The sequence below is a fragment of the Rossellomorea sp. KS-H15a genome (assembly GCF_024195245.1).
GTDB lineage: Bacteria > Bacillota > Bacilli > Bacillales > Bacillaceae_B > Rossellomorea > Rossellomorea vietnamensis.
Genome location: NZ_CP096886.1, coordinates 4,040,034 through 4,064,823 on the forward strand (window position 1 = coordinate 4,040,034; position 24,790 = coordinate 4,064,823).

The window sequence follows — 24,790 nt, forward strand, 5'->3', positions numbered from 1 at the left end:
TGAGACAGCCCTTTGCTATTTTTCTAGTCGTGATCAACCATTGGATTTAATGGTTTCGATGGTCGAGCGGTCGCACTCTTTCACTAACTTGACGATCAGCTCTTTGGCTGCCGCATAATCATCTACATGGATCATGGACGCATGAGTGTGAATATATCTTGAACAGATGCCCACTACCGCACTCGGTACGCCTTCATTTGACATGTGTACTCTTCCGGCGTCTGTCCCGCCTTGAGAGACAAAGTACTGATACGGAATGTCGTTGGACTCTGCTGTATCCAAAACAAATTCCCTGATTCCCCTGTGCGTCACCATGGATCGGTCGAGGATGCGGAGAAGGGCCCCTTTTCCAAGTTGACCAAATTCATTCTTATCCCCTGACATATCATTTGCCGGACTCGCATCGAGAGCAAAGAAAATATCCGGATTGATCATATTGGCTGCCGTCTGGGCGCCGCGCAGTCCAACTTCCTCCTGGACCGTCGCACCGGAGTAAAGGGTGTTGGGCAGGTTCACGCCCTGAAGCTCTTTTAATAATTCAATGGATAATCCGCATCCATAACGGTTATCCCAGGCTTTGGCAAGGATCTTCTTCTCATTGGCCATCGGGGTGAACGGACAGATCGGTACAATCTGCTGACCTGGTTTGATTCCGATTTCACGGGCATTTTCCCGATCATCCGCACCGATATCGATGAGCATATTCTTGATGTCCATCGGCTTGCGGCGCTGTTCTTCCCCTAACAGGTGAGGCGGTATGCTTCCGATCACACCTGTCACCGGCCCGTTATCCGTCATGATCTGGACCCGCTGAGCAAGCAGCACCTGGCTCCACCAGCCACCGAGGGTTTGAAAACGGATCATTCCATTGTCTGTGATCGATGTAACCATGAAGCCCACTTCATCCATGTGCCCGGCAACCATGACGACGGGATCCTGATCGCTGCCTTTTCTTACACCGAATACTCCGCCTAATCGATCTTGTACGATTTCATCAGAGTATCTGGAGAGATGTTCTTTCATAAATGCCCGGACCGCATGCTCATTACCGGGAGCTCCCTGTAATTCAGTCAATGTCTTAAATAACTCTAACGTATCTTGTTTCATGTCTTATGCCCCTTTTATATAAAATCTGCAGTATGTATAATCTTATTTTACAGAACTTTCGCACCTCTTACCACCTATTGAGAACAAAAGCAGTTCTCTTTTTTCTGTTTTCTTTGATAGAATGTACCTAAGGATGACAAATTATCGATCATTGCCGGGCAAGGCTTGCAGGGACTAAAGGTTTTCGGTCCGAAGCTTCCGGCACGTGAAATTAGCCTGTGGAGGGAATAAAGGATGAACTGGAAATCTTTCGTATTTGGACTGGGAATCGGAGCAGCGGGCGGATATCTGCTTAAAGAAAAGCTTGATGATTCCCGCCTTATTTCTGCTGAAAAAGTATTAAAAGACGTCAAACTTTCTTTCAAAAAAGAGGGCAGTATCGATGGTTCATGGATCGGGATGAAGCCTGAAGACTATCAGAAGCACCACGTCAGCACCAAGGTGTATAAAGGCGGTATATCAAGACGAAAAGACGGCGAACTAGAGCAGTATGAGTTCGTAGCCGACGCTTATACCGGTACAGTGGTGGATGTATATCCTTTAACGTAAAAAAATGGGATGACCCCGGTTGATTCCGGGATCATCCTTTTCTTATTTTTCCCTTAAAACTTTATCAATGATTTCCCCGTCCCTATTCCACTTGATGCCTCTGTATACCGCATCATGATAGAAAAGGAACCAGTACTCTTCTTCCAACGCTTTCCCTATCCATTTTTCTTTGGCCCCGATGGACATCATTGGATAGTCATCATACGCGAGTACCCATAATGGATTTTTGTGTGCGTGAGTCGGCATGATATCTGCCATATGAATGAATGTCTCTCCGCCATGCTCCAAAAGGATGATCGAGTGGCCGTCACTGTGACCGCCGGTGTGGACCATCTTGATTCCCGGAAGGACCTCCATCTCTCCTTTGAACGTTTCCACTTGCGATTGAATGCTTTCCCAATTTTCTTTCCAATATGTATTGCGGGAGCGCACATTGGGATTCCTCATTTCATCCCATTCCACCTGAGAGGTGTAGATGACGGCCTTCGGGAAGGCAGGAACCAGTTCCTCTCCCTCAACCTTCGTCAATCCGCATGCATGGTCAAAGTGCATGTGTGTCATCAAGACCACATCAATATCGTTTGGCGTAAGGTCAAGGGAGGCGAGGGATGCTTCAATATCCGATTCTTCATGCACACCGTAATTGCGCTTTTGTTTTTCATTCAGCTTCCCTTTGCCGATACCCGATTCGATCAAGACATTTTTTCCTTCCCACTGAAAGAAAAGTGGGTCGGTTCGCAATTCGATCTGGTTGTATTCATTAACCTCATACTTCTTGGACCACAGGGGCTTTGGAACCACTCCAAACATGGCTCCCCCATCCATGTGAGTCACGCCGCCGTTCAACCAGTGTATCGTAAGATCTCCAACCTTCAACGTTTCCATCCTGATTCCTCCTTTGTTCATACCCCTTCATTTTATCAGAATACACGGACAACTTGTAGGTGGATGCCTCGGCATACAAAAAACAGCCCTGCATATTCACTGGGCTGTCTTCCTCTTATGATCAATTTTGAAACTGGGCTTCGACACGGTAGATTCTTTGCCCTTTGGCGGAGAATTTTTCTTCATACTCTGTCATGATATTGCCTACGAATTCACTGTTATGAAGGTCGAGGCTTAAGAAATTCAGATGAAGTCCGTACCATGAGAAACTCTTTAAAGAGTACTCGAATAATCCTTGATTATCTGTCTTGAAGTGGATTTCCCCACCTTTGACCAGGATCTGTTCATACATGGACAAGAAATCCTTATATGTCAGGCGGCGTTTTTCATGGCGGTTTTTCGGCCATGGATCAGAGAAGTTCAGATAGACCCTGTCCACTTCCCCTGCTTCGAAGTATTCCGTTAGATTCCTTGCATCGACATTCAACAACTTGACGTTCGGAAGTTCCGCTTCGATCAGGCGATCAAGAGCTGTCACGATGACACTCTCATATAACTCGATTCCAATATAATTAACGTCCGGATTGGCCCTTGCCATTTCCGTGACGAATTGACCTTTTCCTGTCCCTACCTCGATATGGATCGGGTTATCATTACCAAACTCTTTGTTCCATTGACCTTTTTTCTCCTGGGGTTCTGCCACAACATACTGTGGATGATCACTGATTTTCTCAGAAGCCCATGGTTTATGACGTAAACGCATGTAGACACCTCATTTTTTATTATCGAAAAAACCATACCATGACTCCCTGTCCTATGCAAGAGCCAAAAATGGAATGGAGCGCCTGAGTAGAGGTCCGTCCCTCAAAAAAGGGCGCATAATTGAAAAAGGAATTCACACACTAGTAGTGAATTCCTTTTTGGGTCTGGTCATTTGAAGGGACCTTGGGATGTACGTGTTTCATTCAACCATACGAAAAATGAAAGGGTGTACCCGATGCCTTTAAATTCACAGAATCAAATGCAGTTGTTATCAGATATATTAAGCAATCATTCGACGGATTGCTGCGGTTCGGTTTCGGAATGTGAGCAGGTTGAACGGCTGGTCAAGTCATTGATGGTCAATGCCGATATTCATGAAAACGTCAAACCCGTTCTGCAGGAAATTTACCAGTACAGTCAAAGCGGGATTTCATCATCTGACTTAACGAACCATATTACGACGAATAAACAAAACCTGTCCCAATGGGTCACGGATATGAACAGCTACTCCTGATTCATATCACCTTGTGTAAATATTGAATCCAATGATTCATTTCGTGGAAACGAGCTTTCCCTTTATGCCACTGGATGGATAGGATCGTCTGAGCCACCACATACCATTTCATGCGCAGCTTCAAGTTATCGGTCAGCTCGGCACCATACTGGGTCAGCCAGCTTTCCCACTGATCCTCAGGGATATACCAGTATAACAGTAAGCCTACATCAAAGGCCGGATCGGCGATCATCGCTCCGTCCCAGTCGATTAAATACAACTGGTTGTAATCAGACAGCAGCCAGTTGTTATGGTTGACGTCTCCGTGACAGACCACATATTCATCCTGCTGTACTTCCATAAGCTCCTTTTGAAGAAAGGAAAGCGCCTCTCTGATGACAGGCAATGAAAGAAGATCGAACTCGAGACCCGTCTCCACTTCCGTCAGCATATGCTCCGGTTGAAACGGTTCTTTCCCAAGCCGCTCGAGCATGGTTGAAAGGGGCTTTGAGGAGTGGATCTTGTTCAACAGCCTCGCCACCCGTTCATCCTTCATCTCTTCAGGCTTTAACTCTCTCCCATTTAACCAGTGTTGTGCCGTGATGACGTCCCCGTTTTCCATTCGTTTCGTCCAAACAAGCTTGGGCACGATTCCTTCTGCTGATAAAACAGCCACAAAAGGGGAAGAATTACGCTTCAAAAATAACCTCTGCTCCTGATACTGAGCAAAGAACGCTTCTCCCGTCGCACCGCCTGCGGGGACTATTTCCCAATCTTGGTCAAATAAGTGTTCCAATATATTCACCTTCTATTGGTCCTTTGTCATGTTTATATGTTTACGTTTATAGGGTCTTTTTTATCATGTTGGTGCCTTATTAAAAAGGTCTAATAAAATAAAAAAGACAGCTATTGGGCAATACAAATCAATAGCCATCTGTTTACGATTTTATCGTCATCTTGCGTTTTCGTCAAGCACTGGAATGAATGGTCACCTTACAAATACATAGGAAGACACCGGTCGGAGGGTGATGGAAGACTCCTTCACATCATACAGGCCGCTTACGCTTGCCTGATTGCCATCGGATAAACAGCTCCATTGTTTTCCTTCAGCGAGGGAGTACTCACAGGATTTTGTATCCGAGTGAAAAACCATGAGGATCTCATCCCACGGACCATACGGATGGACATTCTGATAGGTGACATCCACGAGATTCGCCTTGCTGTGTGATACTTTTACATGCTCCCGGATCAAATCACTTTGTTGAAAACGGAAGGCCCCGTGACTTTTCCGTATCTGAATCAGGGCCTTCACATACCGGACCACTTCGTCGTACTCTTCTCTTCTGACCCAGTCCAGCTGATTGATTTCTATGGGGGAGTTATAGCTGTTTTCGATTCCCTTTTTTGTTCTGAAGAATTCCTGCCCTGCATGGAGAAACGGAATCCCTTGAGACAGGAGCACCATCGTGGTCGCTAATCTGTGCCTTGCCTTAAGGGTTTCTTCATCTTCATTCATGCACGCCTTCATTTTATCCCAAAGAGTATGATTATCATGGGACTCTACATAGTTGACGGATTGAGAGGGCTCTTTAAAGAGGCCCCGTTCACCGCTCTTCATTCCGATGCTGCCGGTGAGGACCAGCTCCACCTTCTGTTCGAGGTGTCCGTGACCGAGGGCAAAGCCTTTATCATACAGATTGAATGTACTTCCTTTAATGGTGTCCCTGAACCAATCATTGAATTGCCCGATTCCATGAAGATGATGGGCATTCCGGAGATTGGCTTTTTGGTGCGGAGGGAGTGGCGTATTCAGATCCCATCCTTCTCCTATTAAAATCGCCCCCGGCAACACTTTATCCACTTCTTCACGGATCACGGTCATCGTCTTGACGTCCAGGATCCCCATCAGATCAAAACGGAAACCGTCGACACCGTATTCTTTCATCCAATAAAGAATCGAATCGACAATGAACTTTCTTGCCATGAGACGTTCTGAGGCAAAGTCATTCCCAACCCCCGTCCCGTTTGACGGTAAGCCGTTTTCATCATGTCGGAAAAAATAACCGGGCACAAGTTTTTCAAAAGGTGAATTTTCACGGATGAACACGTGGTTGTAGACCACGTCCTGAATGACCCTGATATTCTCATCGTGAAGGCTTTGGATCACAGCTTTTAATTCCTTTATCCGCTCATATGGATCTTCAGGCTTTAAGCTGTAGCTCCCTTCAGGTGCATTGAAAAATAAAGGATTGTATCCCCAATTATAGGTGGTGTCCGAAGGATTATCCGTCACACCGTCGAAGTCGTTAACGGGAAGCAGCTCCACATGTGTGACACCGAGTTCCTTTAAGTACTGGATCCCACTTGAGAATCCTTTCGGTGTCTTCGTACCTTTTTCCGTGAAGGCGCTGTACTTCCCCCGAAATTTCATCCCGCTCTCTTTCTGGGCAGAAAAATCCCTGATATTCAATTCGTAAATCACGCTATCCGTCGGAGAGGCTAATGGAGCGAGGGGAGCAACCTTTTCCCCGGGATTGATGACGCAGCCCCACTCGCTATTCAATGAGACTGCTTTCGCATAAGGGTCGAGCAGCTCATCCCAAACAAGATTGATGCACGGAAGGATCGAATAAAAATAGCCTTCTATATCGTGATCGACCCGGCATTCCCATACACCGTTTTCCATTCTGGAATACGGGTATTGGATTTCTTCATCATCCGGGGATTTGAGCTTCAACCGAACCTCTGTCGCTGTAGGGGCCCATACCTTGAATACGGTGCATCCATCCTGATACGTAACACCGAGGTCATTTCCATCATAATAGTACCTTTGATCAAATTCTTCGGTCCGTATGACCGCCCCGATCTGAAGGTCCGTCTTTGTACCATGCTCGTCGACGATTTCATACGTCTCGCCTAAGATGATCTTTTCACTCTGAATGGTCGTCACATATTTCATAGCATCATTCAGGGGGATCTTCTCTTCGATATGAAGAGCGATCTTTTCATCATCCTTGATCAGGGTGAAGTGATTGGAATTCCCTTCATGATAATCGTATGGAAGGATCATGGTAATTACATTGAATGTATCTAAAAACGCGTCATACTGCCTGCTAATGACTAACACTTCTGCCACCCACTTTTGTTTAACATTTTCCGACTCTCTGCCATCTTTTGAACTGTATTCGTTAAAATGACCGCTACCTTATAGTATTCACTGCATTCCTATTTGCTCCGCTGTTCACGGTTTCATATCCCATCTCTATCTTGACTCTCTATTAAGGTATATGCCTGCTTTTTATGAAGTAGTCAAACAAGCGCTATTTGAAAGAATATACCCTATACCCGTCCTCGCAAAACCGACGGCTACTCATCTGACGCCGCTTCTTCCCACTGCAGCCTCTTGAAGGATGTTGTTTGACAATACTCCATAATGGCCTGAGCCGCTTTCAGCTGGACACTCTTGATCGGTGAAGAGCTTGAACGCTGCTGCTGGAACCATTCTTGGTGGATCCGTTTATCCAAAAACTGAATCCCGACTGGGGATAGAGGATAATCTATGTAACCATTCCTGCTTATGACAGCTTGGTAAATGGGCAGTTCCACCCCGGCATAACGGATGATCTGATGGACGATTCTCTCCATCCTTTTCAACCCGATTAGGGGATTTAACACCTTTTCTTCCCTATCCCCCCATTTTTTCACCCAGAACCGCTCTCCTGAACCGATATAGGCTGTTCCCTCTTCAAACTCGAGAAAGGTCAAACACCATATGCCTGTAGGCGTGATCAAGACCGTTTCCAGTTCGACGGGTGCATTTTTAATTTTCAGGACGGGGTTGTACATGACAAAAATATTATCCGGGAAACGCTGAAGGAGATACCGTAATCGTTCGTCATAATGGTAGCTGTTATCCACATAGGATTTCTCCGTGATGGTGGAACTCGCCCACCTCAGCTGAAAATCAAATACAAGGTTCAAGAAGGAAGCCTTCAATTCCTCTTCCGAATGGATATCCTGACCTGCATCCATGTCCAAATGAAGGTCTTCATCACTCGGCTGGGGAATCGTTTCTTCTTCATTTTCATCCTCTTTTTTCTTAAATAGGGAAAAGAGCTTGTCTTTCATGGAGTTCTTCTCCTCGTCAGCCAATTCCTGTACGGGTGGTGATGGCTCTGGCAAATCTCCATTCTCCCAATGTTGTTTCATTTTTTCCCATTGCTGCTTTTTTAATCGGACAAATTGGGAAGGATATCTATATAAATCCGTTTCGTAACGTGAAACGTAATCTTGAAGTTTAATCAGCTGTGCCATAGGAATCGGTCCTTTCGTGTCGGTCAATTTGCCTGTAAAGGTATGGTATGGATGGCTTCATACTTAGGCAGCCGGTTCGGGTGGGTTTGATATAATACCACTTCTGTTGCTGTAAACGTATGACGTTCAGGAGGCTGGAATCCATTCAGCCACTGTTGGGTAAATTGGGTTTCCCCATTCCATTTCCGCCCCACTGTGATATGCGGTGAAAAGGGTCTCTGATCCAATTGAAAGCCCGCTTCTTCACATGCACCAAACACAATGCCCCTGAGACGGTGAAGCATGTCGGAAGGCTCGACCCCCATCCACAGGATCCTCGGGGAATCACTCTTCCCAAACGTACCAAATCCGCTCAAGGTCAACGGAAAAGAAGGATGCGTCAACCGCCCCACTTTGTCCATGACCGGCCCGAGTTCATCCGCGCTCCCCAAAAAGGCCAGAGTCAGGTGATAATCCTCCGGGTGGACCCATTTCTTAAACGAGCCCTCAAGCCTCATCGGCTCCATGCTATTATTCAAATACCGCTTCGTTTCCTCAGGCAGGGAAAGTGCAAAGAAATAGTGGGGGTTCAACATATCACTCGTCCTTTCAGTTAGTACTTTCATTTTAGCAAAATGTGTCATGAGAGAGAATGACTAGAAGGAAATGCAACAAAAATGAAATACAAAGCTCATTTATTTGATAAGATTTATCTGAATTAGTACGATAGAAGAAGAAAGTTTTCTGAAAGGAAGATGAACATGAAAGTTGTACAAAATATCGCAGATTTGATCGGGGACACCCCCCTTGTAAAATTAAATCGCTTAAACCCTGCTGACGGTGCGGATGTATATGTGAAATTGGAATTCTACAATCCGAGTAAAAGCGTCAAGGACAGAGCCGCCTATCAAATGATCGTGGAAGCGGAAAAGGAAGGCTTCCTGAAAGAAGGTTCGACCATCATCGAGCCTACGAGTGGAAACACGGGGATCGGCCTCGCCATGAATGCAGCAGCACGGGGGTACCGTGCGATCCTTGTCATGCCGGATACGATGACTCAAGAACGGATCAACCTCTTGAAGGCCTATGGAGCTGAAGTGGTATTGACACCAGGGGATGACAAAATGCCCGGTGCCATCGAAAAAGCCAAAGAACTGACAGAGCAGATCCCTAACAGCTTCATGCCCATGCAGTTTGAAAACGATGCAAATCCCGAGGCCCACCGGAAAACAACGGCCCTTGAAATCGTCGAAGCCATGAAGGAAATCGGCAAGCCCCTATCGGCATTCGTCGCTACGGCGGGTACAGGAGGAACGATTACCGGAACAGGTGAGGTGCTCAAGGAGCATTATCCCGAGCTTGCTGTCCATGTAGTGGAACCGGCGGGATCACCGGTCCTATCCGGAGGGAAACCAGGCAGGCATAAATTGGTCGGTACAAGTCCAGGCTTCGTTCCTGACATCCTGAATACGGATGTGTATGATGAAATTCATAAAATCGAAGACGAACAGGCCTATGACATCGCCCGCCGAATGGCAAGGGAAGAAGGAATCTTAGTCGGACCATCATCAGGAGCCGCCTGTTACGCTGCGATCGAAGTCGCGAAGAAATTATCGCCTGAAGATGTCGTCGTATGCATCGCCTGCGATACAGGAGAACGTTATCTATCAAGTGATTTATTCAGATTTTAATAAAATGACAAGAGGCTGCCCGTTTATGGGGCAGCCTCTTTCGTATGTTCATTTAACGCTATGATAAAGGGAGATGAATTGTTCTGGAGAAGATTTGACGACGAACGTCCAGACCCCTTCAATGGTGTGAAGGTACAGGAACGTATAGTAAGCGGACAGGGGCTTACTTGTCACATCCATCACATCACTGATGGTGAAGCTTTTGGTAGGCGTGACGATCCGGTCACTGTACAAATAAAGATGCTCCTCCGTCTCTACGGTGAATTGCTGGTTGTCTTCTATTCTTCGTTCGGTCTTCATAAATGGTTGTGAACAAATCAACATGTATTGCCTCCAAAACTGATTTAACGGGCTTCCATCCCTTTTCTTTCATTGAACAGCGACTGAAGCCTTTTCGTGACAGCACCTGGTGTTCCTTCTCCGATTTCCTGTCCATCGATCTTGACCACAGGCATCACTTCTGAAGTGGTGCTGGCAATGAATACTTCATCTGCTGTCATCAATTCAGAAACGGAAAACGTTTCTTCTTGAAAAGAGACCCCATTTTTTCTGCATAGATCTTCAATGACTCTTCTTGTGATTCCATTCAGGATCAGGTTTGTTACGGGATGCGTATAAATGACCCCATTTTTCACCATAAACGCATTGGAAGACGAGCCTTCGGTTACCGTGTCGCCCCGATGCAGAATCGCTTCGAAATGCCCCTCTGACGCCGCCTCCTGCTTTGCCAGAAGGTTTCCAAGGAGATTAAGGCTCTTTATGTCACAGCGCAGCCATCTGATATCTTCCACCAGCTTGGCTGTTACCCCTTGTTGCATCTGGTGAGCAGGAACAGGGAAATCCTTCGTATACGCGACGACACTTCCCACTACATCTTCTGAAGGAAAATGATGCTGACGTGCCGATACACCGCGTGTCACCTGCAAATAGACGATTCCGTCCTTGACGCCATTGACGTCAATCAAATGAAGGAGCTTAGATGTGAAATCCTCTTCTTCATACGGAATGGAAAGCTTCATTTTTTCAGCGCTTTGATACAGTCTTTCCATATGCTCCTTCATGGTGAATGTGATTCCGTCGTACACCCGGATCACTTCATAAATGCCGTCCCCGAATTGATAACCACGGTCCTCGATATCGACCTTCGCCTTGTCACGGTCGATCAGTTCCCCGTTTACAAATACAGTGTTCATCCTACCCTCTCCCCCTTTTCTCTCTTATGATTCACACGCTAATTCATAAATCGCCTGGGCGTAAATGGCCGTCGCTTTAAGGAGATCCTCGATATACATATACTCATCCTTCTGATGGGCAATATCTTCACGTCCCGGGAATAATGCTCCAAAGGCTACGCCGGCTTCGAGACTTCTCGCATATGTCCCTCCACCGATACTCAGCAACTCTCCTCTTTCACCCGTTTGATCTTCATATACTTTTTTCAGGGTCTGGACAAGTTCATCATCCTTGGAAACATGATGAGGCTTGCTATCAGTGAAATTCTCGATGGAATACCCCTCGATGTTCTCGATGATGCCCTTCCCTTTATCCATATCAAAGGTCACCGGATACCGCATGTTCAACCCCAATCGACCGCCTTCAGCTTCCGAATAACGGAGCTTCCCGACGTTGATGGTCAGATCCCCCGTAATGTCGTCCGTGTAGCTGACACCAAGCTGGATCCCCCTTGAATCCTTGAAGAAATGCTTCGTCGTGAATTCAAAGAACTGTTTTCCCTGCGAGGAAAGTGGCAGTTTTGATAAGAACGCGGCTAAATAAAGCCCTGCATTTTTCCCATTGTCCGGCTCCATACCGTGTGAAGATACACCTTCCACCTGAAACACGAGTTCTCCATTTTCGATATAATAGCTTCCTTTGACCCCTTCATCCTTTGTGAAGATTTCAAAGTTCTGTACCCATTTCGTATGATCCTCATCAACAACCAGGATGGCCTTTGCATAATCAGGTACCATATTGTACCGGCGGCCGGATTCGAAGGAAAGGACTTTGATCCCTGAATCAGCAACCTGCTCTGCCTTCACCTGGACCAGATCATAATCCGCGATCCCTTTTTCAGCATGGATGATCGGAAAATCTGCATCTGGAGCAAACCCCATTGTAGGCATTTCCTCGTTTTTGAAATAATGCTCTACGCATCTCCAATCGCTCTCTTCATCCGTACCGATGATCATGCGGATCCTCTTATTGAAGGTTGGGTCCAGATCCTTGACGATTTTCATGGCATAATAAGCAGCCATGGTCGGTCCCTTATCATCGATCGCTCCACGGGCAAAAATCTTCCCGTCCTTGATTTCACCGCCATAAGGATCGACACTCCATCCGTCCCCTTCAGGAACCACATCCACGTGACAAAGAATGCCGAGAAGATCCTTCCCTTCACCGAATTCCAAATGCCCGGCAAGGTGATCAACGTTTTTAGGAGTGAAACCGTCTTTTTCACCCAGCGTCAACAGGTAAGACAGAGCTTCCTTCACACCTTTTCCAAGAGGAGCTTCTTCTGTTGCATCCTCTTCATCCAGCACACTTTTGATCTGAAGGAATTTCTGCAAGTCCTTAAGCAAATCATCTTTCCGTTTCTCCACTTCATTCGTCCAATTGATACTCAACCCTACCACCTGCTTTATATGTATTGTCTTCCCCTCCCATTTTATACTGTTTGACGGGGAAATCCAAACGGGGAGGCGGCGGAAATCACCCACTCCCATCTCAATTCATAAACAAAATACATATTTTTAGCATTTTCTTCATATTCTAGGAATACACCCAACAAGTTACTAGGTAAATTGTTTGTAAATTTGGACAATATTCTAGAAATTTTGTCGGATTAGGAGTACAATGTAATTGTCTGACATCTTATGAGTAAACTCTATTTGTAGAAAAGGGGTTGTCTAAAGCGCATAGTACATATGGTAGCACGTGAGGTGCACACATGACGCATGTAGTCTTTGCCTTTTTGGAAAAATGATGAGGGAGTGGTTTTTTGAAACCTTCAACCAATCGTATGCTCACTAGAATCAAAGCTGTATACATGTACATCAAACAGAAGGGTACTGTAACAACTCAAGATCTTGTAGACGAATTTGGCATTACTCCTCGAACCATACAAAGAGATCTCAACGTGTTAGCCTATAACGACCTTGTCCAAAGCCCGAGCCGGGGTCAGTGGACAACTACAGAGAAAAAGGTGAAGTTGACTTCTTAAACAGACGTTGACGGTTACCGCCTAAATTAAAACTGACTAACTAAAATCATTAATAACAAAAAAACGGGACAGCACCTTTAGCGAAGGGTGCTGCCCCGTTTTTTTATTGTGGTTTATATTCTTTCAGGAGCGTTACTTCCTCTTCCGTCAGTTCACGGTACTCACCAAGCTCCAGGTCTTCATCAAGCTCTAGAGGTCCCATGGTCAAACGCTTCAGATAAACTACGCGCTTCCCGACACTTTCAAACATCCTTTTCACCTGATGGAACTTCCCTTCCGTAATCGTCAATTCGATATCCGAAGTCAGACCCGATTTTAAAATCGTTAAATCCCCAGGCTTCGTTTCATATCCATCGTCCAATGTAACACCATTTTTGAATGCTTCCACATCGGCTTCGGTCACTTCTCCGTCGATCACGGCAAAATACGTCTTCGGCACATGTCGCTTTGGTGAAAGAAGCTGGTGGGATAATTGACCGTCGTTCGTGATCAGAAGGAAGCCTTCCGTATCCTTGTCCAGTCTTCCCACTGGAAACGGATTGAAGATTTGATCTTCCAGCTGAAGTAAATCAATGACCGTTTCATCCTGTCCGTCTTCAGTGGCGGAAATGACTCCCGGCGGCTTATTCATCAGCAGGTAGATGAATTCCTTATACTCGACGTGTTCACCGTACAGCATGACGGTATCCTTTTCTGTATCAATATGGACCTTTCCATCCTTGATGACTTCCCCATTCACCTGAAGGCCGCCATCCTTCAATAGTTTCTTTACTTCCTTCCGGCTGCCATAGCCCATGTTCGCAAGCATTTTATCTATTCTCAAGTCGATCACACTCCATTCATTATTCCTTTTAAGGTCGTACTTCAACGGGCATTCGCCCTTCCTTCTATTATTCTTCACACAGGCTGCTGAAGGTAAGCAGCTTTACTCAAAATAAAAAAGGGATGATCACGCATCATCCCTTTTTCTTTTACCCGATACGCAGCTTACTGCGGATCTTCGAAATCTTGTCACCGAACAATTTGTCTGCGAGTTTGCTTCTTAAGCTCAGGTAGAAGTATACGAGTGCTCCCACTCCGCCGCAGATGGCTACAAGGATGATCGATTGGAATCCTGTCTCCGGACTAAGGAATTTAACCAGTACAGCATACAGCACCAATACGACCCCGGCCATGACGGCATTCAATGCGCCGATGAACATGGTCCTTCTCAAAATCAACCTGAATTGATATCGAGCATACTTTTTGATCACATAGAGATTGATCAAGATTGCCACTGCATATCCGATCGTTGTCGCAAGCACGGCACCCTGTGTTTCAAACAGGCGAATGAGCGGGATGTTCAGCACCAGCTTCAGAAGCAGTCCTACAAGCAGGCTGAAAATCGTGAACTTCTGCTCATCGATCCCTTGAAGGATCGCTGCTGTCACGGCAAATAGTGCAAAGAGGATCGCTACAGGTGCATATGATCGTAAAATCGACGTCCCAAGAGCGTCACTGTGATAGAACAACGTATACATCGGTTCAGCCAAAAGGGCCAGTCCGAGTGCTGCCGGCACGGTCAGAAACAACAGAATCTGAAAGGTCTGATCAATGTTCCTGCGCATCGTCTTCCGGTCACCGCTCGTATACGATGTCGTAATCAGCGGGATCAGCGTCATGGAAAAAGCTGTCGCCAGTGACACCGGAATGATGACGAGTTTGTGCGTATAGAAGTTCAATACGGCAAAAGCGTGGTCCGAAACTTTCGCGTTCCCGATATCAGCCATGGCAGTGTTGAATGTGATCTGATCCACCAGTTGAAACAATGGATTGGCGAGTCCCACAAAAATGAAGGGAATCGAATAGGCAATGATTTCTTTGTACATCGCTTTTAACGAAATCTCTTCGTTCCCCCGGTCCTCTTCAAGTAGTTCATCCAAATGAGGTTTTCGCTTGAACCAATACCAGATCAATGCTCCGAGACTTGCAAGTCCCCCAACGAACGCTGCAAATGTCGCAACGGAAATGGCCGTTGTCACGGTCCCATCCAGTATGTTCAATACAACATAAATCCCCCCAAGGAGGAAGACGATCCGGACGATCTGTTCGATCACCTGGGAAACTGCTGTTGGCCCCATGGATTGATGACCCTGGAAGAATCCCCGGATCAAACTCATGAACGGAATGATGATCAGGGCAAAGCTCACGGCCCGGATGACGGTGGTCACCTGGGCAACGGAAATGACCTGCTCATCGCTTTTGATCGTCATTTCTGCAAAGATTGGTGCGAATGCATACATGATGAGGAATGATACGACACCAGTCAGCGTCATGAGCAAGAGCCCGGATTTAAATAATTTACGCCCTACGGCATATTCCCCGATGGCATTATATTTTGAAACGAATTTTGAAACGGCCAGTGGCACTCCTGCAGTCGCTACTGTCAGAAAGATCGTATAAGGTACATATCCATATTGATAAAGGGATGCCCCTTCTTCATGACCTTTTAACAAATCATCAAACGGTATAACATAAAAAAGACCCAAAAACTTCGAAATAAAGGTCCCTAACGTTAAGATAAACGTTCCTCTTATTAATTTAGATGACATAGTATCCCTCTCTATATATCTTGTTGCCCGTTACACAAACAAAATAAAATCCAACTCGAAATTTACACACTATCAGTAGTTTACTACTGTACGAATCGAATGACAATTTTTTTCGAATGTTGTATTTAAAACCCATCCCCTTTAAAATAAGGTGAAACTTCTTTTCTAGAAGCGAATATTAAAAGTTGGTGGAAAAAATGGTAAAAACATACGATGTCATCATCATAGGTGGAGGACCATCGGGCTTGATGGCCAGTATCGCAGCCGGGGAAAACGGCGCGAAAGTCCTCCTTGTAGATAAAGGGACAAAGCTTGGAAGAAAGCTTGCAATATCAGGTGGGGGCCGCTGCAATGTGACCAACCGTCTTCCTGTAGAGGAAATCATCAAACATATCCCCGGAAACGGGCGTTTTCTATACAGTGCATTTTCAGAGTTTAATAATGAAGATATCATTTCCTTCTTTGAAAACTTGGGAATTCAGCTGAAAGAAGAAGATCACGGACGGATGTTCCCTGTTTCGAACAGGGCCATGGATGTAGTCGAAGCTTTACTCGGACGCATGAAGGAATTGAAGGTCGACACCCGGACAAGCACCAGTGTCGAAGAGGTTCTGTACGAAAATGGCAAAACGGCGGGCATCCTCTTGAAAGACGGGGAAACAATTGCTGCCAATGCTGTCGTGATTGCGGTCGGAGGAAAGTCCGTCCCTCACACCGGATCGACAGGTGACGGGTACCCATGGGCGACCAAAGCCGGTCATACGATCACGGATCTGTTTCCGACAGAGGTTCCCCTAACGTCGGATGAGCCATTTGTGAAAAAGAAAGAGCTTCAGGGCCTTTCTTTGCGAAGCGTCGAATTAAGCGTGCTGAATCCGAAAGGGAAAAAGATTGTCACTCATAAGATGGACATGATCTTCACCCACCTCGGCATTTCCGGCCCGGCTGTTCTCCGCTGCAGCCAGTACGTCGTCAAGGCCATGAAGAAATGGAACCTGACACATGTGGCCATGCAGATCGACTCCATGCCCGATCAAAATGAAGAGCAGCTTTTCCAGTCCCTGCATAAACAGGTGAAGGAAGATGGAAAGAAAGCGGCGAAAAATATCTTTAAAGGCCTGGTTCCTGAGCGATACCTGCTATTTCTACTTGACCGTGCAGAAATCGATCAGGACGAAAAAGGGGATCACATCTCCTCAGAAAAGATCCGTCATTTTGCCAAGCTCTTAAAGCAGTTCACCTTCAATGTGAACGGAACACTATCCATTGATAAAGCCTTCGTAACAGGAGGGGGAGTGTCCATCAAAGAAATCGAACCGAAAACGATGGCTTCAAAAAAGATGGACGGCCTCTTCTTCTGTGGGGAAGTGCTTGATATCCATGGATACACAGGCGGTTACAACATCACCTCTGCCCTAGTGACCGGCCGGCTTGCCGGGTTGAATGCAGCAAAGGTTTAATAGTCAAAAAGAAAGGTTGATCCTCACACCATGAGCGATCAACCTTTTTATTTTCTATACACGACCATGGCAGAGAAGCAATAGATCTGGTCCTCCACTTCCTCCGACATCGCAGCCACATGATATTTAATATCCACAATCTTCTTATCATCCATTTTACTGAGAAAATGGTTCATATCTTTCTCTAAATCTTTTTCATGCTCGTAATCGAATACCTTCACCTGGATCATGGGATCCCCTCCCGGATGGTTTTTGGTATCAGTATTGTCAGAATCGTTTATTTTCAAACAATTGAAAGGGGGATTTTTTATTTTGGATGGGGTGCGATTGTGGTGGCGTGGTGTTTTTTTAGTTCACTGATAAACTACTCTTGATCATCTAAACATACTCCAATATGGCTAATATAAGGAAAAAGGATTCAGACGCACCCTCTTTTCCAACCTTAAATTTATGACAATATATTCATTTTTTGTATAAAAACTGCAATATTATAATAATTTTCTAAATTTTCATTTAATATAAGGACGTAAGCCAATTAGGAGGGATATTCATGAAGCACTTAAAATCCACCAAGAACCGCATGCTGGCCATTCTATTTCTTTTCACACTTATCTTAAGCCCCTTACACTCCACAGAGAATCCTTCAACAGCAAATGCATCAATGGACTATGCAAATTTGGATCAGAAAATCCATGACATACTGGCAGATGAACGATTAGATGGGGCGATTGGTTCTGTCAGTGTGCGTGATGCAGAAAGTGGAGAGATCATTCTTGACCGCTTGGGTGATATCCGGTTAAAAACAGCCTCTAATATGAAGCTACTTACTGCAGCCGCTGCGCTTCATACACTTGGGCCGGATTTCAGATTCCAGACAGAAATCCTGACAGATGGAGAGATTGTCGGAAAGGTCTTGAAAGGAAACCTATACCTAAAAGGAAAAGGTGACCCGACACTGCTGAAAGAAGATTTTGACAAGATGGCTGCCTTCCTTAAGTCGAAGCATATTCAATCCATTCAAGGGAATATCATGGCGGATGACACTTGGTATAATTCGGTCAGACTTTCTGAAGATATGATTTGGAATGATGAATCTTATTATTACGGTGCCCAAATCTCAGCTCTTACCGCTTCACCAAATACTGATTACGATGCTGGTACGGTCATTGTTGAAACGTCTCCTACACATGTCGGACAGCCGGCAGATATCACACTTTCCCCTGGTACAAGCTATCCGACCATCATTAACAAAACGAAGACCGTGGAAAGCGGTACACGTTCGATCAGCGTCACAAGGGAACACGGATCCAACAATATTATTGTAGAAGGCACTATTCCGGTAGACAGTTCCACCTCCCGCTCTTGGGTTACCCTTTGGGAGCCGACGGGTTATGCGTTGGATCTATTCAAGAAATCCCTTGTACAAGCAGGAATCCAAGTCAAACAGCAACAGGGTGATATCGGAAAAGCCCCGGCAGAAGCTGAAGTCCTGTACACCAAAGAGTCCATGCCTCTTTCCGAATTAATGATTCCTTTCATGAAGCTAAGTAACAATACCATCGCTGAAACGTTAGTGAAAGAAATGGGACGGGCAGTTCATAACGATGGCAGTTGGGATAGAGGATTGGAGGTCATTGAAGATTACCTTTCAACCCAAGGTTTGAACATAGATACCATGCGCCTCCGGGATGGCTCCGGTATATCACACGTAACGAACGTCCCGGCAAATGAATTGTCGAAGTTACTATATTCTGTTCAGCAGGAAGACTGGTTTCCTGTTTATTTAAACTCCCTACCCATTGCAGGTGCCAGTAACAGACTAGAGGGAGGAACCCTCAGAAACCGCATGAAAGGAACCCTTGCTGAAGGGAACGTAAAAGCCAAGACCGGAACCATCACAGGGGTTACCGCACTTTCAGGATATGTGACGACGAAAGATGGTAAGGACCTTGTGTTTTCCATCCTATTAAATAACTTTATGGGCGGTAACCTTAGAGATATTGAAGATAAGATTGCTGTTACATTATCGGAGTATGAAGTAAATCAAGATTGAGATAGAGTGGGTTCTCTATACAAAAACCTTGATTCAAAAGAAGCACATCCCATTCAAAAATGGGATGTGCTTCTTTACTATCTCATTATTTCTTCGCAGCCGTATCCCCGGCCCAGTTCATCATGCCGCCTTCCATGTTCACCACTTTATAGCCTTGTTCCTGCATATAGTGAGCAACATTTCCACTGCGGTTTCCGGAACGGCAGATAAAGATATACTCCTTATCCTTATCGAATTGATCAAGTGACTCAGGGATTTCCCCCATCTTGATATGCTTCGCTCCCGGGATCATACCCTCTTCCACTTCTTCATCCTCACGAACATCCACAAGTAACAGATCTTCACCATTCTTCAACTTCTTCTCAAGCTCATCCGTTGTAATCGTCTTAATACTATCCATTTTCAACTTCCTTTCAGCATGCATTTAATCATTCACCAAGATTATACCAAAGCCTGTTCCCAGAACAAAAACATCAGATCCAAAAGAAAAACCTAAAAGAGGGACGGACCTCATCGAAACGCCGATTTAAAGCGATTCCCGCTTAAAATCAGGCCCATTTCGAGGTCCGTCCCTCCCATTTATCAGTTGGCTACGATGTTGACTAGTTTGCCAGGTACGGCGATGACTTTGCGGATGGTTTTGCCTTCGATCTGTGTTTTGATTTCATCGTTTTCCATCGCTGTTTTTTCCAGGTCATCTTTGGTCATGTCACGTGGGATCATGACCTTGGCTTTCACTTTTCCGTTCACTTGAAGAACGATTTCGACTTCGTTGTCGACTAGCTTCGATTCATCGAATGTCGGCCATGCTTCGTAAGAGATCGTTCCTTCGTGACCAAGCTTGCTCCAAAGTTCCTCTGTCATATGAGGCGCGATTGGAGACAGAAGCTTGATGAAGCCTTCAACGTAATCCTTCGGTAGGGTTTCCGCTTTGTAGGCATCATTGATGAATACCATCAGCTGTGAAATCCCTGTGTTGAAACGAAGTCCCTCATAGTCTTCCGTCACTTTCTTAACGGTTTGGTTATACGTTTTATCAAGGTCACTATTCGGTGCATCTTTCACTTTAGAGGATAATGAACCGTCCTCTTCGACAAGAAGGCGCCATACACGGTCAAGGAAGCGGCGAGCTCCGTCAAGTCCGTTCGTGCTCCAGGCAATGGATGCTTCAAGTGGTCCCATGAACATTTCATATAGACGAAGGGTATCGGCACCGTGAGATTCCACAACTTCATCCGGATTCACGACATTCCCTTTTGATTTACTCATTTTTTCGTTGTTTTCCCCAAGGATCATTCCTTGGTTGAATAGCTTTTGGAATGGCTCCTTCGTCGGAACTACGCCGATATCATAAAGGAACTTGTGCCAGAAACGTGCATACAGCAAGTGAAGCACCGCATGCTCGGCTCCTCCGATATACGTATCCACCGGCAGCCATTCCTGCATTTTCTTCGCATCGGCAAGGGCATCTTCGTTATGTGGATCGATATAGCGGATGTAGTACCAGCAGCTTCCCGCCCACTGTGGCATCGTGTTCGTTTCACGACGGCCTTTTTTGCCTGTTTCAGGATCCTCGACGTTCACCCATTCACTGATGTTCGCAAGTGGAGATTCACCTGTACCGGACGGCTTGATTTCAGTCGTCTTCGGAAGGACAAGCGGAAGCTCACTTTCTGGTACAGTCGTTGTCGTACCATCTTCCCAGTGGATGACTGGAATTGGTTCACCCCAGTACCGCTGGCGGCTGAATAACCAGTCGCGTAGACGGTACGTGATTTTCTTCGTTCCGATATTCTTCTCCTCTAACCAGGAAATGGCTTTGGCGATTGCTTCTTCCTTTCCAAGTCCATCAAGGAAACCGGAATTCACATGATCTCCGTCACCTGTGTACGCTTCTTTTTCAACGTTCCCGCCAGCGACGACTTCCACGATTGGAAGATCGAATTCTTTCGCAAACTCATAATCCCGTTCGTCATGGGCAGGAACCGCCATGATGGCGCCGGAACCGTAGCTCATCAGAACGTAGTCGGCGATCCAAATCGGCATTTTCTCACCGTTAGCCGGGTTGATCGCATAAGCTCCTGTGAAAACACCCGTTTTTTCTTTTGCAAGATCTGTACGTTCAAGATCACTTTTCGACTTGATCTTGTCGATGTACTCATCCACTTTCGAGCGCTGTTCGTCCGTTGTGATTTCTGCGACGAACGGATGCTCAGGAGCAAGAACCGCATAGGTCGCACCAAAGATCGTATCCGGACGTGTCGTGAACACATCGAATGATTTGTCATGACCCTCGATGGCAAAATTCACTTCTGCCCCTTCAGAGCGCCCGATCCAGTTACGCTGCATATCTTTAATGCTTTCCGGCCAGTCAACCTCTTCAAGGTCTTCAACAAGACGATCGGCATAAGCCGTGATCTTCAGCATCCACTGCTTCATCGGACGGCGCTCTACAGGATGACCACCGCGTTCGCTTTTCCCATCGATGACTTCTTCATTGGCAAGGACCGTTCCAAGTGCCGGACACCAGTTCACGGCAACCTCATCCACATAGGCCAATCCTTTTTCATAAAGCTTAGTGAAGATCCATTGCGTCCACTTGTAGTAGCCGGGATCCGTCGTATTGACTTCACGGTCCCAGTCATATGAGAAACCAAGTGATTTGATTTGTCGGCGGAATGTATCAATATTTTTTTGAGTGAATTCTGCCGGATCATTCCCTGTATCAAGGGCATATTGCTCAGCCGGTAAACCGAATGCATCCCAGCCCATTGGATGAAGGACGTTGTACCCCTGCATACGCTTCATGCGGGAAAGGATGTCCGTCGCCGTAAAGCCTTCCGGATGCCCCACGTGAAGACCGGCACCTGATGGATACGGGAACATATCCAGTGCATAGAAATTGGACTTCCCTTCGTCTTCCGTTGCCTTGAAGGTTTTATTCTCTTCCCAATACTGCTGCCATTTCGTCTCAACACTTTTATGATTAAAACTCATATTGAGATCCTCCTTTAGTTTTCATGTTCTTTAAAAAAATAAAAAAACCCTCATCCCAAATAAATATTTGGGACGAGAGTTTGTATGTACATTCTCCCGCGGTACCACCCACATTAGTGTACGCGCACTCAGCTTCATTCATCCTTAACGCGGAAAACGGCAAGTCTTACTGTTACTTCACACTTGCAACTCAGCAGGCGAGTTCATGATGCTTCTGGTTGACTTTCACCACCCGTCAACTCTCTACGACAGAAAACCGTCACTACTACTCCCGATCAACGTTTCAATATAAGTAAACACTATATGTATTCACTATTTTAGTGAAAAATATACAAAAGCGCAAGCCTATTATTGGTTTGTGGATAAGAATTTTGTCATTTGTTTAAGAGTATGTTCGAAAATAAAAGAAACGGTCCCTAAAGAACCGTCTCTCCTCCATCATTCTATTGAACCGTATAGCCGCCGTCCAATACGACTGCCTGCCCGGTAATCCCTTTTGCGGCATCACTGCACAGGAACATCGTATAGTCGGCAATTTCTTTTACGTCCAGGAGCCTTTTCTGAGGCACCAATGGATAGATGACTTCTTCGATCACTGTCTCGAAAGGGACGTTGCGAGTCTTAGCGAGATCTGCCAGTTGATTCCGGACCAATGGCGTATCCACGTAGCCCGGACAAACCGCATTCACGGTGATCCCGTGCTCTGCCGTTTCCAGTGCAGCGACTTTGGTCAAACCGATGACTCCGTGTTTCGCAGAATTATAGGCTGCTTTGCCTGAAAAACCGACCAATCCGTTAATGGATGCCATGTTGATGATCCGTCCCGATCCCTGCTTTTTCATGTGGGGAAGAGCATGCTTGATCGCGATAAATGGAGCCGTCAGCATGACTTTTAATAGCAGCTCGAACTTTTCAGTAGGGAACTCTTCGATATGTGATACATGCTGAAGCCCTGCATTGTTGATCAGGACATCGAGCTTCCCGAAATGATCCACCGTTTTTTCGATCGCTTCTTTTAATTCTGATTCAGAGGTTACGTCACAGCCCAGTCCGAGAACCTCATATCCTTCTGCTTTAAGAGATTCTGAAGCTTCCCCCACAGCATCTTCCTTCAGATCCGTGAGGACGACTTTCGCTCCAGCTGCGGCGAATTCTCTGCCGATTTGGTAGCCGATCCCCTGGGCTGCCCCTGTTATGAATACCACTTTATTTTCTACCATTTTCTTAAATCCCCACTCCCAAGCTGAATAATATGATCGCAAGTGCCAATCCGATAAGAGGGACGATGACCGTCAATGCTCCGACAGCGCCATACGCTTCTCCATGGGATTCATTACAGATCGAGCGGATCGTCGTCACGACGTATCCATTATGCGGCAGTGAGTCCAGTGCTCCTGAAGATATCGCCACTACCCGGTGCAGGGCCTCTGGGTTTACACCCATATCGACATAGTGCGGTGCAAGGATCGGAAGGGCAATCGCCTGACCGCCCGAAGCAGAACCTGTCATACCGGCAATCACACTGACGGCGATGGCTCCACCGATCAATGGTGAACCAGGAATATTCGTCATGACGTCGACTGCAGTAGTGAAGGCAGGAACGGCTTTGGCCACCCCACCGAAACCGACAACGGCCGCCGTGTTCCCGATGGCGATCAACGCTCCGACCGTCCCCTCGGAAACCGCTCCCCAGAAGCCTTTGAAATACTTACGATTCAACGCATAAGCGGAAATGACCCCGCCGAGCAATGCGATGATCAGAGCCGATTGTTTTAAAGAATCATGGAATGAAAAAGCCAGGATGAGGACGACCAATAATGGAATCAATCCCATGAACGGGTTTGGTAACGGTCTGCCTTCATCAATGACCGGATCTTCTTCACGGGCGTGGAATTTCTCTCCTTTTCTCACAGCCTTTGTGATCATGCGCTTTAACCACCAGTACCCAAACACCGCCATGAATACGGCAACGATCAAGCTGACTTCCCAGCCTGCATAAGGTGTCGTGCCTAAATATTCAATGGGGATCCAGTTCTGGATCTCCGGTGAACCGGCTGAGGTCATCGTGAACGTGACCGACCCGAACGCTAGTGCCGCCGGAATGAAACGGCGTGGCAGGTCCGCTTGCTTAAACAGACTCACCGCCATAGGATAAACCGAGAATGCGACAACGAACAGGCTGACTCCCCCGTACGTCAAAACCGCACAGGCAAGTACGATGGCGAATACAGCGTATTTCATCCCCAATTTTTCTACTACAAAACGGGAGACGCTGTCTGCTGCACCGCTATCCTCCATTACTTTCCCGAACACGGCTCCCAGTAAGAACATCAAGTACCAGGCAGCGACAAAGCTTGTGAAACCTGACATATAGTTCGTGACGAGATCCGCTTCACCTTCTCCCGCCAGTTGCGGAAAAAGCGGCATTCCGCTTAGCACGGCTACAAATAATGCCGAGATGGGTCCAACGATCAGGATGTTCATGCCCCTCATCGTTAAAAAGATTAATAAAATGAGTCCTCCAATCAGACCGATCATGCTTAACATGATATTTCCCCCTTTGATCTCTAAAGATGATGACGCTTACATTTTTATCTTGATGCGTACGCTCCCCTTTCCCAAAAATATGTTCACTTAGTAAACATGCAATAATTGTGCCAACTTTCAGATTACTATTGAAACCCTTTTA

23 protein-coding genes and 1 other annotated feature are annotated in these 24,790 nt (G+C 46.1%); of the genes, 6 read left to right on the plus strand and 17 right to left on the minus strand.

All coding sequences use genetic code 11. From position 1 onward, the window contains the following. Positions 1–33 precede the first annotated feature (33 nt). Complete coding sequence (locus tag M1J35_RS20725; RefSeq protein WP_061811408.1) at positions 34–1,107, minus strand: M42 family metallopeptidase; 1,074 nt, start codon at positions 1,105–1,107, stop codon at positions 34–36. Between the two features lie 234 nt (positions 1,108–1,341). On the opposite strand from M1J35_RS20725, the gene M1J35_RS20730 reads away from it, so the two are divergent. Beyond that, positions 1,342–1,656 carry a PepSY domain-containing protein gene (locus M1J35_RS20730; RefSeq protein ID WP_061811407.1) on the plus strand — a complete coding sequence of 105 codons (315 nt, stop codon included), beginning with the start codon at positions 1,342–1,344 and terminating at the stop codon, positions 1,654–1,656. A gap of 42 nt (positions 1,657–1,698) precedes the next feature. On the opposite strand, the gene M1J35_RS20735 is transcribed toward M1J35_RS20730, so the two are convergent. Together M1J35_RS20735 and trmB are read right to left on the minus strand one after the other, a co-directional pair. Beyond that, positions 1,699–2,541 (minus strand): YtnP family quorum-quenching lactonase, encoded by an 843-nt coding sequence (locus M1J35_RS20735; RefSeq protein WP_254652179.1) that lies wholly within the window; start codon positions 2,539–2,541, stop codon positions 1,699–1,701. A gap of 121 nt (positions 2,542–2,662) precedes the next feature. Next, positions 2,663–3,304, minus strand: coding sequence for a tRNA (guanosine(46)-N7)-methyltransferase TrmB (trmB, locus tag M1J35_RS20740; protein WP_254652180.1), 642 nt, complete (start codon positions 3,302–3,304; stop codon positions 2,663–2,665). A gap of 234 nt (positions 3,305–3,538) precedes the next feature. Between trmB and M1J35_RS20745 the strand changes: the two genes are divergently transcribed. Then, positions 3,539–3,817 carry a YtzH-like family protein gene (locus M1J35_RS20745; protein WP_034765629.1) on the plus strand — a complete coding sequence of 93 codons (279 nt, stop codon included), beginning with the start codon at positions 3,539–3,541 and terminating at the stop codon, positions 3,815–3,817. 1 nt (position 3,818) lies between these two features. Here M1J35_RS20745 and M1J35_RS20750 read toward each other — a convergent pair whose 3' ends face one another. The 4 genes from M1J35_RS20750 to thpR form a co-directional block, all read right to left on the minus strand. Continuing rightward, positions 3,819–4,592, minus strand: coding sequence for a phosphotransferase family protein (locus M1J35_RS20750; RefSeq protein ID WP_034765627.1), 774 nt, complete (start codon positions 4,590–4,592; stop codon positions 3,819–3,821). Positions 4,593–4,784: 192 nt separating this feature from the next. After that, positions 4,785–6,932, minus strand: a complete 2,148-nt coding sequence (gene pulA, locus M1J35_RS20755) for a type I pullulanase (RefSeq protein ID WP_254652181.1) — start codon at positions 6,930–6,932, stop codon at positions 4,785–4,787. Between the two features lie 230 nt (positions 6,933–7,162). Then, positions 7,163–8,110, minus strand: coding sequence for a nuclease-related domain-containing protein (locus M1J35_RS20760; RefSeq protein ID WP_224522138.1), 948 nt, complete (start codon positions 8,108–8,110; stop codon positions 7,163–7,165). A 23-nt stretch (positions 8,111–8,133) separates the two neighbouring features. Next, positions 8,134–8,715, minus strand: a complete 582-nt coding sequence (thpR, locus tag M1J35_RS20765) for an RNA 2',3'-cyclic phosphodiesterase (RefSeq protein ID WP_254652182.1) — start codon at positions 8,713–8,715, stop codon at positions 8,134–8,136. 135 nt (positions 8,716–8,850) lie between these two features. Between thpR and cysK the strand changes: the two genes are divergently transcribed. Next, positions 8,851–9,780 (plus strand): cysteine synthase A, encoded by a 930-nt coding sequence (gene cysK / locus M1J35_RS20770; protein WP_224522136.1) that lies wholly within the window; start codon positions 8,851–8,853, stop codon positions 9,778–9,780. Positions 9,781–9,828: 48 nt separating this feature from the next. Here the strand turns inward: cysK and M1J35_RS20775 are convergent, their stop codons facing one another. Genes M1J35_RS20775 through pepV form a run of 3 tightly spaced genes read right to left on the minus strand, consistent with a single transcriptional unit; the run spans position 9,829 to position 12,404 of the window. Further along, the gene (locus M1J35_RS20775; protein ID WP_224522135.1) at positions 9,829–10,104 is read right to left on the minus strand and encodes a hypothetical protein; all 276 of its coding nucleotides are present in this window, start codon (positions 10,102–10,104) and stop codon (positions 9,829–9,831) included. 20 nt (positions 10,105–10,124) lie between these two features. After that, entirely contained in the window at positions 10,125–10,973 is an 849-nt protein-coding gene (gene dat / locus M1J35_RS20780; RefSeq protein WP_224522134.1) for a D-amino-acid transaminase, read from the minus strand. 24 nt (positions 10,974–10,997) lie between these two features. After that, entirely contained in the window at positions 10,998–12,404 is a 1,407-nt protein-coding gene (gene pepV, locus M1J35_RS20785) for a dipeptidase PepV (RefSeq protein WP_254652183.1), read from the minus strand. A 374-nt stretch (positions 12,405–12,778) separates the two neighbouring features. On the opposite strand from pepV, the gene M1J35_RS20790 reads away from it, so the two are divergent. After that, positions 12,779–13,000, plus strand: a complete 222-nt coding sequence (locus M1J35_RS20790) for a DeoR family transcriptional regulator (protein WP_034765604.1) — start codon at positions 12,779–12,781, stop codon at positions 12,998–13,000. A 103-nt stretch (positions 13,001–13,103) separates the two neighbouring features. On the opposite strand, the gene M1J35_RS20795 is transcribed toward M1J35_RS20790, so the two are convergent. Next, complete coding sequence (locus tag M1J35_RS20795) at positions 13,104–13,829, minus strand: pseudouridine synthase (RefSeq protein WP_305882346.1); 726 nt, start codon at positions 13,827–13,829, stop codon at positions 13,104–13,106. A 142-nt stretch (positions 13,830–13,971) separates the two neighbouring features. After that, complete coding sequence (locus tag M1J35_RS20800; protein ID WP_224522131.1) at positions 13,972–15,591, minus strand: putative polysaccharide biosynthesis protein; 1,620 nt, start codon at positions 15,589–15,591, stop codon at positions 13,972–13,974. 197 nt (positions 15,592–15,788) lie between these two features. Here M1J35_RS20800 and M1J35_RS20805 point away from each other — a divergent pair, with 197 nt between their 5' ends. Next, positions 15,789–17,051, plus strand: a complete 1,263-nt coding sequence (locus M1J35_RS20805; RefSeq protein ID WP_254652184.1) for a BaiN/RdsA family NAD(P)/FAD-dependent oxidoreductase — start codon at positions 15,789–15,791, stop codon at positions 17,049–17,051. Positions 17,052–17,098: 47 nt separating this feature from the next. On the opposite strand, the gene M1J35_RS20810 is transcribed toward M1J35_RS20805, so the two are convergent. After that, the gene (locus tag M1J35_RS20810) at positions 17,099–17,281 is read right to left on the minus strand and encodes a sporulation protein Cse60 (protein WP_034765594.1); all 183 of its coding nucleotides are present in this window, start codon (positions 17,279–17,281) and stop codon (positions 17,099–17,101) included. 320 nt (positions 17,282–17,601) lie between these two features. Here M1J35_RS20810 and dacB point away from each other — a divergent pair, with 320 nt between their 5' ends. After that, the gene (gene dacB, locus M1J35_RS20815; protein WP_254652185.1) at positions 17,602–19,104 is read left to right on the plus strand and encodes a D-alanyl-D-alanine carboxypeptidase/D-alanyl-D-alanine endopeptidase; all 1,503 of its coding nucleotides are present in this window, start codon (positions 17,602–17,604) and stop codon (positions 19,102–19,104) included. An 85-nt stretch (positions 19,105–19,189) separates the two neighbouring features. Here the strand turns inward: dacB and M1J35_RS20820 are convergent, their stop codons facing one another. The 4 genes from M1J35_RS20820 to M1J35_RS20835 all read right to left on the minus strand — a co-directional run bounded on the left by M1J35_RS20820 (position 19,190) and on the right by M1J35_RS20835 (position 24,648). Further along, on the minus strand, positions 19,190–19,504 hold the full coding sequence (locus tag M1J35_RS20820; protein WP_254652186.1) for a rhodanese-like domain-containing protein: 315 nt from the start codon (positions 19,502–19,504) through the stop codon (positions 19,190–19,192). 182 nt (positions 19,505–19,686) lie between these two features. Further along, positions 19,687–22,101: a leucine--tRNA ligase gene (leuS, locus tag M1J35_RS20825; protein ID WP_061810761.1), complete on the minus strand. Its 2,415-nt coding sequence runs from the start codon at positions 22,099–22,101 to the stop codon at positions 19,687–19,689. A gap of 65 nt (positions 22,102–22,166) precedes the next feature. Further along, positions 22,167–22,389, minus strand: a binding site (T-box leader). A 155-nt stretch (positions 22,390–22,544) separates the two neighbouring features. Beyond that, positions 22,545–23,321: a 3-hydroxybutyrate dehydrogenase gene (locus M1J35_RS20830; protein ID WP_254652187.1), complete on the minus strand. Its 777-nt coding sequence runs from the start codon at positions 23,319–23,321 to the stop codon at positions 22,545–22,547. A 4-nt stretch (positions 23,322–23,325) separates the two neighbouring features. Then, positions 23,326–24,648: a GntP family permease gene (locus M1J35_RS20835; protein WP_224522126.1), complete on the minus strand. Its 1,323-nt coding sequence runs from the start codon at positions 24,646–24,648 to the stop codon at positions 23,326–23,328. Between the last annotated feature and the right edge of the window lie 142 nt (positions 24,649–24,790).

What these genes read in the sequence shown, in the direction of transcription:
- trmB (WP_254652180.1), bottom strand. Translation starts at nt 3,304, where the DNA reads ATGCGTTTACGTCATAAACCATGGGCTTCTGAGAAAATCAGTGATCAT.
- M1J35_RS20835 (WP_224522126.1), bottom strand. Translation starts at nt 24,648, where the DNA reads ATGTTAAGCATGATCGGTCTGATTGGAGGACTCATTTTATTAATCTTT.
- thpR (WP_254652182.1), bottom strand. Translation starts at nt 8,715, where the DNA reads ATGAAAGTACTAACTGAAAGGACGAGTGATATGTTGAACCCCCACTAT.
- M1J35_RS20735 (WP_254652179.1), bottom strand. Translation starts at nt 2,541, where the DNA reads ATGGAAACGTTGAAGGTTGGAGATCTTACGATACACTGGTTGAACGGC.
- M1J35_RS20760 (WP_224522138.1), bottom strand. Translation starts at nt 8,110, where the DNA reads ATGGCACAGCTGATTAAACTTCAAGATTACGTTTCACGTTACGAAACG.
- M1J35_RS20830 (WP_254652187.1), bottom strand. Translation starts at nt 23,321, where the DNA reads ATGGTAGAAAATAAAGTGGTATTCATAACAGGGGCAGCCCAGGGGATC.
- leuS (WP_061810761.1), bottom strand. Translation starts at nt 22,101, where the DNA reads ATGAGTTTTAATCATAAAAGTGTTGAGACGAAATGGCAGCAGTATTGG.
- M1J35_RS20775 (WP_224522135.1), bottom strand. Translation starts at nt 10,104, where the DNA reads ATGTTGATTTGTTCACAACCATTTATGAAGACCGAACGAAGAATAGAA.
- M1J35_RS20810 (WP_034765594.1), bottom strand. Translation starts at nt 17,281, where the DNA reads ATGATCCAGGTGAAGGTATTCGATTACGAGCATGAAAAAGATTTAGAG.
- M1J35_RS20820 (WP_254652186.1), bottom strand. Translation starts at nt 19,504, where the DNA reads ATGGATAGTATTAAGACGATTACAACGGATGAGCTTGAGAAGAAGTTG.
- M1J35_RS20800 (WP_224522131.1), bottom strand. Translation starts at nt 15,591, where the DNA reads ATGTCATCTAAATTAATAAGAGGAACGTTTATCTTAACGTTAGGGACC.
- M1J35_RS20805 (WP_254652184.1), top strand. Translation starts at nt 15,789, where the DNA reads ATGGTAAAAACATACGATGTCATCATCATAGGTGGAGGACCATCGGGC.
- M1J35_RS20730 (WP_061811407.1), top strand. Translation starts at nt 1,342, where the DNA reads ATGAACTGGAAATCTTTCGTATTTGGACTGGGAATCGGAGCAGCGGGC.
- cysK (WP_224522136.1), top strand. Translation starts at nt 8,851, where the DNA reads ATGAAAGTTGTACAAAATATCGCAGATTTGATCGGGGACACCCCCCTT.
- dacB (WP_254652185.1), top strand. Translation starts at nt 17,602, where the DNA reads ATGAAGCACTTAAAATCCACCAAGAACCGCATGCTGGCCATTCTATTT.
- M1J35_RS20725 (WP_061811408.1), bottom strand. Translation starts at nt 1,107, where the DNA reads ATGAAACAAGATACGTTAGAGTTATTTAAGACATTGACTGAATTACAG.
- M1J35_RS20745 (WP_034765629.1), top strand. Translation starts at nt 3,539, where the DNA reads ATGCCTTTAAATTCACAGAATCAAATGCAGTTGTTATCAGATATATTA.
- dat (WP_224522134.1), bottom strand. Translation starts at nt 10,973, where the DNA reads ATGAACACTGTATTTGTAAACGGGGAACTGATCGACCGTGACAAGGCG.